The sequence below is a fragment of the Candidatus Poriferisocius sp. genome (assembly GCF_965208355.1).
Lineage (GTDB): Bacteria > Actinomycetota > Acidimicrobiia > Acidimicrobiales > Bin134 > Poriferisocius.
The window spans coordinates 102698-115327 of sequence record NZ_CBDBOM010000002.1 but is presented as its reverse complement, the minus strand read 5'-3'; the positions used below and the strand labels follow the sequence as shown (position 1 = coordinate 115327).

Below are 12630 nucleotides of genomic sequence, written 5' to 3'. Positions count from 1 at the left end.
AACGCTTACGGCCGTGAATGTGGCGGCAACCATCGCCACCACCGAGACAAGCACCGGGATCGTTTTGCGGACAGGCATAGCACTTACGTGCCGAGCACCCGTCCTTGCCCCGTGCGTCAGCTATTAGAACTATAACGATAGTTATTACTGTAAACGGCGATACCCGCAACACAGGCGTCAGCCCGAGGCTTGATCCCGTTCGCGTTCCGCTTGTCCGCGCTTACCCAAAGGCAATTGTCCGATGGGCCAGCTTCCACCCGTCGCCGGTACGCACCAGCTGATCTCGGTATGTGCCGAACAGGGTCATCGAGGGCTCTGTGGCGGTGTTCACCCAGAACTGAAAATAGGCGTCAGACACGGCCTCGTCGCCGTCTACCTGCACCGTTTGAGTAGCAATCACATGCCGCGTATTGCTGCCCGGCCCTACCGTGCCCGTCTCTCGACGCTCTATGGCCCCCTTCAGGAGATTGTCTCGCCCCTGCAACGCTCCACCCGGCATATCCCATCGAGCGTCGTCCGTGAACAAGTCCACGTACTCCTCCAAATCCCCCTCATCCGACAGCATCGCCAACCGGGCAACAACATTCCTGATAGCAGCTTCATCACTCATGTCCGAAAGACTAACTTCGGCCTATGCATGATCTCGTAGTTCGCGCCGGCACAGTCGTCGACGGCACCGGCCACCCCAGCTACACCGCCGACATCGCCATCAACAACGACACCATCACCGAGATAGGCAGCAACCTCGGCCCAGCCCGCCAAGAACTCGACGCCGACGGCCTGCTGGTCACCCCCGGTTTCGTCGATATACATACCCACTACGACGGTCAGGTTTCCTGGGACCCCGACATCACCCCATCCGTCTGGCACGGCGTGACCACCGTGGTGATGGGCAACTGCGGCGTGGGCTTCGCCCCGGTGCGCCCCGGCACTGAAGACTGGCTCATCGGACTCATGGAGGGCGTGGAAGACATCCCCGGCGCGGCCCTCGCCGAAGGCATCGAATGGGAATGGGAGGGCTTCCCCGAGTACTTGGACGCCATCGAGCGCAAACCTCGCACCATAGACGTGGCCGCCCAAGTACCCCACGGCGCCCTTCGGGCCTACGTCATGGGCGAGCGAGGCGCCGACCACAACAACCACCCCACCGAAGCGGAGATGGCGGAGATGGCCCGGCTGGCTGCTGAGGGCGTGGCCGCCGGTGCAGTGGGCTTCACAACCAGCCGCACTATCAATCACAAGACCAAAGCCGGGGAACACACCCCCAGCCTCACGGCCGGCGCGTCAGAACTGTGGGCGATTGCCGAGGCCGTGGGGGCAACCGGCAAAGGCGTGTTCGAGATGGTGGGCGACTGGATCGACTTGGACGCCGAGTTCGACCTCGTCGCAGAAATGGCCCGGCGCAGTGGCCGACCGCTCTCCATGACCATTGCCGTCCCCGACTCCCGGCCCGAACTGGGACGCCAGCTGCTGAATCGCATCACCCAGGCCAATGCCGCGGGCATTCCGTTGCGGGCCCAGGTGGCCAGCAGGCCGATTGGAGTGCTCGTGGGCCTTCAATCCACCTATCACGCGCTCTTGTCCTGCCCCAGTTATCGCCAGATCGCCACCCTCGAACTGGACGAAAGGGTGGCCCGCATGCGCGAATCCGAGATGAGGGCAGTGCTGGTGTCCGAACTGGCCGCGCAGCCCCTCCACACGTTCAACCAACTCGACAAGCTCTTCCCGTTGGGTGAGATCCCCGATTACGAGCCGTCGCCCGAAGCCAGTGTGGCGGCCGATGCCGCTCGAAGAGGCGTAGATCCCCACGAAGCCCTCTACGACGCATTGCTGGCCCGCGACGGCACCGAGCTGCTCTACGTCCCGGTGATGAACTACTGCCACGGGGACTTCGAGCTCACCAGGGAGATGCTTTCCCACCCGCTCAGTGTCCCCGGATTGGGCGACGCGGGCGCCCACGTTGGTTTCCTCTGCGACGGCAGCATGCCCAGCTTCCTCCTCTCCCACTGGGGTAGGAACCGGACCCGGGGCGAGACCATTCCGATAGAGGAACTCATCAAGTGGCAGTGTGCCGATACCGCGGCCTTGGTGGGCTTCAACGACCGGGGAGTGCTCGCGGCCGGCCATCGCGCCGACATAAACCTCATCGACTTCGACCGGCTCAGCCTCCAGGCTCCCGAGATGGTTTTTGACTTGCCAGCGGGAGGGCGGCGATTGGTCCAAAGGGCCGATGGATTCGTTGCCACCCTCGTAGCCGGCCAAGTGGTGCTCGCCGACGGTGAACTCACTGGCGCCCGCCCCGGAAAGCTGGTGAGGAGCTGATCCGCTCCTAGGCCCCGGGAGACGCCTGAATCCACCGGTTAGCGACAGATTACCGATAGTTGCACTTCCAATTATCGGACTTCCACGATAGAATTTCCCAATGGTCGAGACAATGTCGGGAATCCCCCTCGACCCCTCCTACGGCGACGGGTTGCAACCTGGCGACTACCCCTACACCCGCGGGCTGTACCCCACCGGCTACCGCAGCAAGTTGTGGACCATGCGGATGTTTGCCGGGTTCGGAACCGCCACCGATACCAACGCCCGATTCCATGCATTGCTCCGGGCCGGGGGTACCGGGCTGTCCACCGCCTTCGACATGCCCACCCTCATGGGCCGCGACTCCGACCACGAGTGGTCGGTGGGCGAGGTAGGCCGGGCCGGAGTTGCCGTCGACACTCTGTCTGACATGGAGGACCTGTTCTCGGGCATCGAACTGGACAAAGTGACCACCTCGATGACCATCAACGGGCCAGCCGCCATCCTCATGGCCATGTACGTCGCAGTGGCCGAGAAGAACGGCGTCGGCCGAGTTGATCTCGGAGGGACAATCCAGAACGACATCTTGAAGGAGTACCAAGCACAGAAGGAGTACATCTTTCCACCCCGGCCGTCGGTTCGACTGGTTACCGATCTGATCCGCTTCACCACCGCGGAGATGCCCCGCTGGCACCCGGTCTCCATTTCCGGCTACCACATCCGCGAGGCCGGTTCGACCGCGGCCCAAGAACTGGCCTTCACGCTGGCCAACGGATTCGCCTATGTCGAGGCCGCCGTCGCCGCCGGTCTCAATGTGGACGACTTCGCCCCCCGACTTTCGTTTTTCTTCAATGCCCACAGCGACTTTTTTGAAGAGATCGGCAAGTATCGAGCCGCCCGACGGATATGGGCCACCTGGATGAAGGACCGCTACGGCGCCACCAATCCCCGGTCGCAAATGTGCCGATTCCACACCCAGACCGCGGGCGTCTCCCTCACTGCCCAGCAGCCTGAGAACAACATCGCTCGGGTGGCCGTCCAGGCCCTGTCCGCAGTGCTCGGTGGCACCCAGAGCCTGCACACCGACTCCTATGACGAAGCCTTGGCCCTGCCTACCGAGAAAGCCGCTCGCATCGCCCTTCGCACTCAGCAGATCGTGGCCCACGAGACCGGCGCCGCTTCGGTGGTCGACCCGCTGGGCGGCTCCCACTTTGTGGAGTGGATGACCGACGAGATGGAGCGTCAGGCCAACGAGATTTTCGACCACATCGATCAACTGGGGCGAGGCTCCATGCTGGAAGGGGTGTACGCCGGCATCGACGACGGCTACTTCGTAGGGGAGATCGCCGACGCCGCCTATCGCTTCGAACGCGAGGTAAACGCTGTACGGCGCATCATCGTCGGGGTCAATGAGTTCACCGAGAACGACGACGACGAAGCCAATCTGTTGTCCATCGGGCACGCCACCGAGGAGATGCAGATCAAACGCCTTGAGCAAGTCCGCGGCGATCGCGATGACGATGCCGTCCGCGCTTCTCTGGCCGCGCTGATCGAAGTCGCCGATCAGCCCGACGTCAACCTCATGCCCTCCATCATCGACGCGGTGCGAACCTACGCCACCGAGGGCGAGATCGTCGCCGCTTTGGAGTCGGTGTTCGGCACCTACGTCGAAACCGCGGTGGTATAACCCGATGAGCGAGGCGTCCGACCATTCACCGCGGTCCCCAGACAACCCAGAGCCATTGCGGGTTGTGCTGGCCAAGCTGGGCTTCGATGGCCATGACCGCGGCCTGAAGGTGGTGGCCCGTACTCTGCGAGATGCAGGCATGGAAGTGATCTACCTGGGCCTGCGCCAGACCACCGACAGCATTATCGCTGCTTGTGAGCAGGAGGACGCCGACGCGATTGGGCTGTCAATGCACAACGCCGGCCACCTCACCCTGGCCCCTCGCATGGTGCAGGCCGTTGATGAAGCCGGGTTGGCCGTGCCAGTGGTTATCGGCGGCATTGTGCCCGCCGAAGACGTCAACGTTCTGATCGAGGCCGGCGTGGCCGCAGTGCTCGGACCTGGCGCATCAGCCGAGGAAGTGGTGGCCGCAGTAGAGGCTGCCGTGACCCGCCCGTCCGCCGGCCGGTGACCTGTTGGCCATGAGCCCCAACCTGGACTGCGATCTGTTCGCATGATGAGCCCCAACTCACTGGACGAGTTGTTCGAATCGGCCCGTGCCGGCAACCGGCGGGAATTGGGCCGGCTGCTCACCATGGTGGAGCGCCAAGACGACAATGCCGCGATGGTGTCCGAACGGGCCCACTGCGATGCCGGACAGGCCCGGGTGATCGGGATCACGGGTGCTCCCGGCAGCGGCAAGTCCACCATCACCGGTTGGCTGGCGTCTGTATCCGGTGCGGACAGGCCGGCCATTCTGGCCATCGACCCCAGTTCTCCTCTGACCGGAGGGGCCATCCTGGGCGACCGGATTCGCATGGACAGCAACGTCAGCAGCAATACCTTCATCCGGTCGATGGCCACGCGGGGACACGCCGGTGGGCTGGCGGTGGCTGTGCCCGACGCCGTCCGGGTACTCGACGCCGCCGGCTGCGACCCGATCATCGTGGAGACCGTCGGAGTTGGCCAGGTGGAGGTGACCATCGCCGCCGCCGCCGATACCACCGTGGTGGTGGTGACACCCGGCTGGGGCGACGCAGTGCAGGCCAACAAGGCCGGGCTGTTGGAAGTAGCAGACATCTTCGTCGTGAACAAGGCCGACCGCCCTGACGCCCGCGGGGCCCGCCGGGACTTGGAACTGATGCTCGATCTCGGACACCGGGACGACTGGCGGGCTCCCATCGTGTTAACCACTGCCACCGAAGGAGAAGGCATCGACGACTTATGGATGGAAATCGAGCACCACACCTCATATCTGCACCAATCCGGTGAGCTGGTTCGCCGCCGCTGTCGACGCCGTCGCAGCGAAGTGGTCGACAGGATCGAGCTCGGATTGCGCAACCGGGCCCTCCGCATCATCGAGGCCCAGTCGAGTGAGTCGCCACTGGGCCGCGTCGAGCGCTTTGAGCTTTCTCCTGGGGCGGCTGCTGAGCAATTGCTGGCGTCGCTGATCCCCGACAACCCCTCTGAAGACTGACATGAACGCCTATTCCCCGCCATTGGACGACATCACCTTCTCCCTACGCCACATCGCCGGTATCGACGAACTGGCCCAGATGCCCGCCTGGGCCGATGTCGGCCTCGACCACACCGAAGATCTCCTGGCCGAGGCCGGACGGCTGGCGGCCGAGGTCATGGCCCCCATAAATCGAATGGGCGACGAGGTCGGCAGCGTGCTCGACACCAACGGGAACGTCACTACCCCCGAGGGATTCCGGCAGGCCTACCAGCAGTACGTTCAAGGCGGCTGGACTGCGGTGTCGGCCCAGCCCGAGCACGGCGGTGCCGGCTTTCCTCTGGTTGTCGATGTGGCCATCCAAGAGATGTTCACGTCGGCCAACATGGCGTTCTCGTTGTGCCCGATGCTGAGCCAGAGCGCCATCGGCGCCCTCAGCGTCCACGGCAGTTCCGAGCAAAAGAACCGCTGGCTGCCCCCCCTCACCAGCGGCGCCTGGACCGGAACCATGCTCTTGACCGAGCCCCAAGCCGGCTCCGATGTCGGCGCTCTCACCACTCGAGCCGAACCCCAGAGCGACGGGAGCTATCGCCTGTGGGGTCAGAAGATCTTCATCACGTGGGGCGACCACGACATGGCCGACAACATCGTTCACATTGTGCTGGCTCGCACCCCTGACGCGCCGATGGGCACCCGGGGAATCTCCCTGTTCATCGTGCCCAAATTCCTGGTGGAAGATGACGGCACGCTGGCCGAGCGAAATGCCATTCGGTGCATCGGGCTTGAGCACAAGGTGGGCATCCACGCCAGCCCCACTTGCGTGATGGAGCTCGACGGAGCAGTCGGGGAGTTGGTGGGGGAAGAGGGCGAGGGCATGCGCCTGATGTTCACCATGATGAACAAGGCCCGCCTGTTGGTCGGACTCGAAGGCCTGGCGGTGGCCGACCGGGCCTACCAGCAAGCGGCGACCTTCGCCGCTGAACGGCGCCAAGGGCGACGAGCCGACACCGAGCCCGGAATCCAGGCACCGATAGTCCAGCACCCCGACGTGCGCCGCATGCTGCTGGACATGCGGGCCCGCACGGAGGCCATGAGGGGCTTGCTGCTTCTCACCGCCGCCGCGGCCGACCGCGCCGCCGGCCATTCCGACCCAGACCAATGCCTCCGAGCCCAACTGCGGGCCGAATTGCTCACCCCTGTGTCGAAGGCCTGGTGTACCGACCAGGGCGTCGAAGTGGCGTCGCTGGGCATCCAGGTGCATGGCGGCATGGGATACATCGAGGAAACCGGTGCCGCCCAGCATTGGCGCGACAGCCGCATCGCTCCCATCTATGAGGGCACCAACGGCATTCAGGCCATCGACTTGGTCGGACGCAAGCTCCCCATGGCCGATGGCGCTCCGCTGGCCACCCTGCTGGAAGAAATGACCGGTTTGGACAAGAACTTGGACCAGGCGGTGGCAGCCGTGGCCGATTCTGCCCGTTGGCTGGGTGATCACCCCGGCGACGACGCTTTGGCCGGAGCCACCCCGTTTCTCCAGATGCTCGGCCTCACCGTCGGCGGATGGGTCATGGCGCAAACTTGGGACACGGCCCAACGACTCGCATCGGCCGAACCGCAGCGGGCTGAATTCTGGGGTGCAAAGCAGACTTCCAGCCGCTTCTACCTGGATCAGATCCTCCCGACGGCCCCCGCCCTGCTCTCCGCCGTCACCTCTGGAGCGGCCTCACTGGGCTAACGGCTCAACTATCCGCCAAGGCGCTCGCGAGCCGATGCGCTGCGAGCCAGCAAATGAGCGGGCAGCGTCGCCCCGTTTACCACCACATCTCCTCCGGCGTCGTCCCCGCCAGCCTCTGACTCTTCATCGGCCCCATTGCTGCTCGACTCGCCAACGAGCTCTCCGGCAGCAGCAGCCGCCTCCGCGGCCGCTTCAGCTTCGGCCCGCTTGATCAGGAAGTCCTCCCATTCGGCTTCCCTGACCAGCTTGTCGCGGTGGATGGAGCCTCGTTCAGCTCCGCTGTCGAACCGCACCCAATAACGCAGCCAGCGCATGCCGGTGTGCAGCATTACCTCGCCCGAGGTTCCCTCAGCCACTCCGGCCAGGTCTTCGGCGAGGACAACCCGTTCTCGACGATCAAGGAGGTCGGATCCGCCAGCCATGCCCTCAGGGTATCCACCGCATGAACCACCGGAGAAACCGCGCCAATACCCCCTAATTCATTGACCACAACCACAACATCAGTCACACTGAATTCGTCGGGGGGTGCTTGGAATAATGTTGCAATTTGGTTACGTTTGTACCCGTCCCCGCCGCCGCGAGATGCGATAGCCCCTTATGTTGAAAGTCGTCCGGATCGTTGTCCTGCTAGCGGTCCTGGTGCCGCTGGTATTCAGCGCACCCGGTGCGGCCCAAGACGATTTCTTCGAAGAGCGCCAACAGCAGATCGAAGACAAGAAGCGGGAGATTGAAGAGAAGCGGCAAGAGCAGCTCGCGCTCCAGCGGGAATCGCTGTTCGCCATTCGGGAACTGGACGTAACCAATGCGCAGATCGAAGAGGTCGACCAGCACCTCAACCAAGTCAATTCCTGGATTGCTGCCGCAGAAACCCGGCTAAGGGCCCTGGAGCTCTCCCGAACGGCGGCAGAGAAGCGCGTGGCCGATGCCCAGGAGCGGGCTGGCGATTTGGAGTCGGAGATCGCAGAAATCCGGTTCCAGCTGCAAGACCAAGTGGTGGCGATCTATCTCGACTTGGTGTACGAACCCAACTTCCTCCTGGAAGACGGCGACCCCAACCGCAATGCTCGCCGCCAGTTCTATGTTGAAGAACTGGGGGCCGACGCCCAAGTTCTCATCGACCGGCTGCGCCGCGCCTTTGACGACCAGCAGGCTTCGGTGCAGCAGGCTGAGCAAGCTCAATCAGAGATTGGACAGGCTCAAACCGAGATAAACGATGCGCTGACGGAGCTGGCCGATCTTTTGGAGGCCCAGCAGAGGCTCCAAGAGGAGTGGAACCGAAAACGGGAGCTCCTCCAGGCGAGAATCGCTCTCGAAGCCCAAGAACAGGCCGACATAGAGGGCGAGATATCTGGACTCCAGCAGAACATCGAAGAAATTGAAGATGAGATCGAGCGCGAGAGAGAGCGGATCCGCCAGGAAGAAGAGCGGCGCAAGCGCGAGGCCGAGCTGGCCCGCCTGGCTGAACTGGAGCGCCAGCGCCAGGAGGACTTGGCCCGGCTGGCCGAGCAGGAACGCGCCGGCCAGTTCGACGACATCCAGATCCCCGCTCCCCCTGAGTTCTTCAGACCAGTGGAAGGGGAGGTCGTTTCAGGGTACGGCAACCGGGTCCACCCCATCTTCGGCTACGTTCGCTTCCACGCCGGGGTCGACTTCGCCAACCACATGGGCGACCCCATCTTTGCGGCCGCCTCCGGGACGGTCATCCAAGTCAAATCCCGGGAGGGCTACGGGAACACCATCATCGTCGATCACGGGGGTGGATGGACCACGCTGTACGCCCACCTCTCGCAGTACAACGTGTCCCTCAACCAGCAGGTTGAGATCGGCCAGACCATTGGATTTGTCGGTAGCACCGGATGGTCCACCGGTCCTCATCTCCATTTTGAAGTGCGCTACCGCGGATCGCCCCGCGACCCGGCCAAATACGTAGACCTCTGAGATTGCCGCAGTCAGGTTTGCCGACAATGGCCCGCTTGGTTGTCCTGGCCTTGAACTCACGGCAAGACTGATCGAATGGAGGCTCTGGTCTTCGAGCGAAAGCCCGTCCGCTATGTGGCCGCCGCGGCCGCTTCGCGAGTAGTGCCCGGCGCGGGGGGCGGCGTTGGACCCTTGCGATTGCGCGATATCGACCCGCCGGAACTGCCCGGACCGGATTGGCATACGATTCGACCCCGGCTGACTGGCATTTGCGGCTCAGACTTAGCCACGGTGGAGGGCCGGTCCTCCCGGTACTTCGAGCCGCTGGTGTCGTTCCCGTTCGTGCCCGGCCATGAGGTGGTAGGAGTCGACGATGACGGCCGCCGACTGGCACTCGAACCGGTTCTGGGACCGGCGGCTCGAGACGAGCCTCTCCCCTTCCCCGGTGCTGCCCCCGGCGACGGGGAGGACTACGGCTATCTGCTCGGGGGCGCCATCAAGGACGGCATCCAGATCGGCTTCTGCTCCAGCACAGGCGGCGGTTGGGGAGAAGCGCTGGTCGCCCATCAGAGCCAGCTTCATCGGGTCCCCGACAACTTCACCGATGAAGCAGCAGTAATGCTGGAACCCGCAGCCGGCGGTGTTCACGCTGCCCTCAAGGCCCAAGTCCAACCGGGGGACTCGGTGGCGGTGCTGGGAGCGGGAACGATGGGATTGTGCTCGCTGGCCGCCCTGCGGTCGCTGACGGAAGCCGGAACGGTTATCACCACCGCCAAATACCCCCACCAGCGGGATCTGGCCGCTGCCCTAGGCGCCGATATCGTGGTCGACCCCCGTGAAGTGCGCCGGGCTGCGCGGAGATTCTGCGGCTGTCGGATGCTTGGCGACTACCTGTCGGGTGGCGTGGACATCACGATTGACGCCGTGGGCAATCCCGGATCAGTAGCCGATGCCATTGCCATCACCCGGCCTCGAGGGCGAGTGGTGCTGTTGGGGATGCCGGAATCGGCCCGCATCGACCTGACGGGGCTGTGGCATCGCGAGACCGAAATGGTGGGCGCCTACACCTACGGAACGGAATTCCTCCACGGCGGAAGGACGGCGACCAGCTTCGAGATGGCCTTCGACTTGGTGGCCTCAGCCAATCTGGAACAGTTGGTCTCCGCCCGCTATCCCCTGCACCGTTATCGGGAAGCCATCGCCCACGCCGCGGAGGCCGGCTCTCGAGGCGCCATCAAGGTTGTCTTCGAGCAAGACAGCTGAATTCAAGAACCCAATGGGGGCAGGCCGAAGTCTGCCCCTATGGCGCTGATCTCCTCCACCAGCGCCACCGGCAGCGGGATCCCTGAAACCAGGCGTTCGGCCCGGTTCTCGTGCTCGATTTCGCCAGGCACATAGATCCGGTCCACCCCATCGGCTCGTTCGGTGTTGTGAACATCCCTAATGAGCTGGTCCATCTGCTCCCGAAATCGGTCCAATCCGCAAAATCGCTCCAAGTCCAGGGTCAAGAACATCCAGCCTTTGGCCAACCGGCGATTGCCAACCAGCTCGCTCTCGGTCTGCTCTGTGTGGCCGAAGCTGCTTCCGGCGACAATGCCCGAGAGCACCTCCACCATCAGGGCTATGCCAAATCCCTTGTAGCCCCCAAACCAGCACAAATTCTGAGCCGACGCGGTGGCGGTGTCCGTGGTGGGGCGACCCAACTCGTCGTTGGCCCATCCCTCGGGAATGGTTGGGTCGCCTCGCTTCTTGGCCAGCAGGATCTTGTTCCCGGCCACCGCGGTTGTGGCGATGTCGTAGACCACCGGCAGCTCTTCCCCCGCGGGAACCGCCCAGGAGAATGGATTGGTGGAGAAGATGCCCGTCCGACCTCCATAGGGAGGGACGATGGCCGGGCCGTTTTGCACTGCCATGGCGAAACAGCCAGCCTCGGCGGCGGGAAGTGTGTAGTAGGCCAACGCCCCCAAATGGGTGCCCTCCCGAACAGAAACGGCCGCTACCCCATGGGCTTTGGCCCGCTCGACGGCGAGTTCCATGGCCGCCATCCCTGACACCTGCCCGAATCCGATACCGCCATCCATCATCACCGTGGCACCGTCGTCACGCACAACCTCCACTTCGGTGACCGGGCGCAGATGGCCCGATCGCAGCCGATCCACGTACAGCTCAATCAGGTGGGCGCCATGGGAGTCCACGCCCCGCAAGTCGGCTTCCACCAGGTTGTCTACGACGATCTCTGCCTGATCGGAGGGAACCCCCAGTCCCTCCAGAATGTGCATCTCGTATCGACGCAAATCGCTGTGGTCCAACAGGACCACACTGGTATCGCTCACCGTTCAGCTGGCTTGCTCAGGCTTTGGAGGGCGGTAGAACATGGCGAGCTGAGTCAACCCCGCCAGCACGCCGCCTCCCGCGGCGATGGCCAGGCCAACGTAACCGTCCCAGTCGTCATCGATTCCCAGGGCGTTGTCCACCGACCACTCCATGGGGCCCAAGGTGGCCACCGTCACGGCAACTAGAGCCAGCACGAAGGTGTACTCCCATCCTTCCCGCACGATCATGAATCCGTTGTGGCGGTGCACAGTCCAGGCGGCCACCACCATGACCCCGACCATTCCGGCGGCCGCCAGCGGGGTGAGGAATCCCAATGCCAGCAACAACCCAGTGCTGATCTCGGTGAGCGCTGCCAACCAGGCATGCAGTTTGCCCGGTTTCATCCCCATGCTGTCGAACCAGCCAGCGGTACCGGGGATTCGTCCGCCCTGAAAGATCTTGCCGTACCCGTGGGCGGCGAAGGTGAGCCCGATGCCTACCCGCAACAGCAGCATTGCCAAATTCATCTCGTCCATGGGCCCACAGTACTGGCACGTCTACTCTGAATAGGTGCCCCTGTGGCTAAGCGTGCTCATTGCCACCCTTGCCGGGATGATCCTCATCCGGGTGGGCATTGGCGTGCTGTTGATGATTCGCCAGCCCCTTCCCCCTCCGCCGCCTCCCGGTGAACTGCGCAGGGTCAAAATCACCTACCGGTGCTCAATCTGCTACGCCGAAGTACGCATGACCGTCGCCACTGAAGAAGACCCCGAGCCCCCTCGCCACTGCGGTGACGACATGGATTTGCTCGCCCCCATCGACGAATAGCCGCCTTTCAAGCGCACCATTAGTTATCCACAGGCTGTGAACAAATCTGGGCACAAACTACAAGCTGGTAACTAGAAGGCAGCCAGGTTGTTAATGCCACTGGGTGGCGACCAGCATTCCCGCTAGCAGTAGTCCGAGACCGGTCAGCAAGTACCAGTTGTTGGTGTCGCCGGGCAGAAGCGCCACGTAGTTGAGCACGATCACGATGGCGCCCAGCGCCAACAAGGTGACCATCAACACCGGCACCCAGATTGGGCTGATCTTCTCCGCGGAGACCGGCACCCGGGGCGCGGCCTCATTCTCGGGCCGGGTACCCCGGGGCGTTACCCGCCCGCCCTGCACTCTGCGCTTAGTCGGCTTGGCCATGGACCAAGGATAGACGCCGAATTATCCGGCACTCGTGGTCAGCGG

13 protein-coding genes are annotated in these 12630 nt (G+C 63.6%); 8 read left to right on the top strand and 5 right to left on the bottom strand.

Annotated features, from left to right (window positions below):
• Positions 1 to 220: 220 nt before the first annotated feature.
• A complete protein-coding gene (locus ACOGXH_RS00660) occupies positions 221 to 610 on the bottom strand; it encodes a nuclear transport factor 2 family protein (protein ID WP_419927187.1) in 390 nt (129 codons plus the stop codon).
• Between the two features lie 23 nt (positions 611 to 633).
• Between ACOGXH_RS00660 and ACOGXH_RS00655 the strand changes: the two genes are divergently transcribed.
• From ACOGXH_RS00655 to ACOGXH_RS00635, 5 genes are all read left to right on the top strand, one after another.
• A complete protein-coding gene (locus ACOGXH_RS00655; RefSeq protein WP_419927186.1) occupies positions 634 to 2322 on the top strand; it encodes an N-acyl-D-amino-acid deacylase family protein in 1689 nt (562 codons plus the stop codon).
• Between the two features lie 100 nt (positions 2323 to 2422).
• Positions 2423 to 3988, top strand: a complete 1566-nt coding sequence (locus ACOGXH_RS00650) for an acyl-CoA mutase large subunit family protein (protein ID WP_419927185.1) — start codon at positions 2423 to 2425, stop codon at positions 3986 to 3988.
• A gap of 4 nt (positions 3989 to 3992) precedes the next feature.
• Positions 3993 to 4439: a cobalamin B12-binding domain-containing protein gene (locus ACOGXH_RS00645; protein WP_419927184.1), complete on the top strand. Its 447-nt coding sequence runs from the start codon at positions 3993 to 3995 to the stop codon at positions 4437 to 4439.
• A 45-nt stretch (positions 4440 to 4484) separates the two neighbouring features.
• Positions 4485 to 5444 carry a methylmalonyl Co-A mutase-associated GTPase MeaB gene (meaB, locus tag ACOGXH_RS00640; protein ID WP_419927183.1) on the top strand — a complete coding sequence of 320 codons (960 nt, stop codon included), beginning with the start codon at positions 4485 to 4487 and terminating at the stop codon, positions 5442 to 5444.
• Between the two features lies 1 nt (position 5445).
• Positions 5446 to 7161, top strand: coding sequence for an acyl-CoA dehydrogenase (locus ACOGXH_RS00635; RefSeq protein ID WP_419927182.1), 1716 nt, complete (start codon positions 5446 to 5448; stop codon positions 7159 to 7161).
• Between the two features lie 8 nt (positions 7162 to 7169).
• On the opposite strand, the gene ACOGXH_RS00630 is transcribed toward ACOGXH_RS00635, so the two are convergent.
• On the bottom strand, positions 7170 to 7583 hold the full coding sequence (locus tag ACOGXH_RS00630; RefSeq protein ID WP_419927181.1) for a hypothetical protein: 414 nt from the start codon (positions 7581 to 7583) through the stop codon (positions 7170 to 7172).
• Positions 7584 to 7758: 175 nt separating this feature from the next.
• Here ACOGXH_RS00630 and ACOGXH_RS00625 point away from each other — a divergent pair, with 175 nt between their 5' ends.
• Both ACOGXH_RS00625 and ACOGXH_RS00620 read left to right on the top strand, forming a co-directional pair.
• On the top strand, positions 7759 to 9099 hold the full coding sequence (locus ACOGXH_RS00625; protein WP_419927180.1) for a peptidoglycan DD-metalloendopeptidase family protein: 1341 nt from the start codon (positions 7759 to 7761) through the stop codon (positions 9097 to 9099).
• A 75-nt stretch (positions 9100 to 9174) separates the two neighbouring features.
• Positions 9175 to 10341 (top strand): zinc-dependent alcohol dehydrogenase, encoded by a 1167-nt coding sequence (locus tag ACOGXH_RS00620; RefSeq protein ID WP_419927179.1) that lies wholly within the window; start codon positions 9175 to 9177, stop codon positions 10339 to 10341.
• 2 nt (positions 10342 to 10343) lie between these two features.
• On the opposite strand, the gene ACOGXH_RS00615 is transcribed toward ACOGXH_RS00620, so the two are convergent.
• Both ACOGXH_RS00615 and ACOGXH_RS00610 read right to left on the bottom strand, forming a co-directional pair.
• The gene (locus tag ACOGXH_RS00615; protein ID WP_419927178.1) at positions 10344 to 11411 is read right to left on the bottom strand and encodes an Ldh family oxidoreductase; all 1068 of its coding nucleotides are present in this window, start codon (positions 11409 to 11411) and stop codon (positions 10344 to 10346) included.
• Between the two features lie 3 nt (positions 11412 to 11414).
• Positions 11415 to 11927, bottom strand: a complete 513-nt coding sequence (locus ACOGXH_RS00610; protein ID WP_419927177.1) for a DoxX family protein — start codon at positions 11925 to 11927, stop codon at positions 11415 to 11417.
• A gap of 34 nt (positions 11928 to 11961) precedes the next feature.
• On the opposite strand from ACOGXH_RS00610, the gene ACOGXH_RS00605 reads away from it, so the two are divergent.
• A complete protein-coding gene (locus ACOGXH_RS00605) occupies positions 11962 to 12219 on the top strand; it encodes a hypothetical protein (protein ID WP_419927176.1) in 258 nt (85 codons plus the stop codon).
• Positions 12220 to 12309: 90 nt separating this feature from the next.
• Here the strand turns inward: ACOGXH_RS00605 and ACOGXH_RS00600 are convergent, their stop codons facing one another.
• On the bottom strand, positions 12310 to 12585 hold the full coding sequence (locus ACOGXH_RS00600) for a cell division protein CrgA (protein ID WP_419927175.1): 276 nt from the start codon (positions 12583 to 12585) through the stop codon (positions 12310 to 12312).
• Between the last annotated feature and the right edge of the window lie 45 nt (positions 12586 to 12630).

Coding starts and splice junctions, on each gene's coding strand:
- ACOGXH_RS00660 (WP_419927187.1), bottom strand. CDS start 610: ATGAGTGATGAAGCTGCTATCAGGAATGTTGTTGCCCGGTTGGCGATG.
- ACOGXH_RS00655 (WP_419927186.1), top strand. CDS start 634: ATGCATGATCTCGTAGTTCGCGCCGGCACAGTCGTCGACGGCACCGGC.
- ACOGXH_RS00650 (WP_419927185.1), top strand. CDS start 2,423: ATGGTCGAGACAATGTCGGGAATCCCCCTCGACCCCTCCTACGGCGAC.
- ACOGXH_RS00645 (WP_419927184.1), top strand. CDS start 3,993: ATGAGCGAGGCGTCCGACCATTCACCGCGGTCCCCAGACAACCCAGAG.
- meaB (WP_419927183.1), top strand. CDS start 4,485: ATGAGCCCCAACTCACTGGACGAGTTGTTCGAATCGGCCCGTGCCGGC.
- ACOGXH_RS00635 (WP_419927182.1), top strand. CDS start 5,446: ATGAACGCCTATTCCCCGCCATTGGACGACATCACCTTCTCCCTACGC.
- ACOGXH_RS00630 (WP_419927181.1), bottom strand. CDS start 7,583: ATGGCTGGCGGATCCGACCTCCTTGATCGTCGAGAACGGGTTGTCCTC.
- ACOGXH_RS00625 (WP_419927180.1), top strand. CDS start 7,759: ATGTTGAAAGTCGTCCGGATCGTTGTCCTGCTAGCGGTCCTGGTGCCG.
- ACOGXH_RS00620 (WP_419927179.1), top strand. CDS start 9,175: ATGGAGGCTCTGGTCTTCGAGCGAAAGCCCGTCCGCTATGTGGCCGCC.
- ACOGXH_RS00610 (WP_419927177.1), bottom strand. CDS start 11,927: ATGGACGAGATGAATTTGGCAATGCTGCTGTTGCGGGTAGGCATCGGG.
- ACOGXH_RS00600 (WP_419927175.1), bottom strand. CDS start 12,585: ATGGCCAAGCCGACTAAGCGCAGAGTGCAGGGCGGGCGGGTAACGCCC.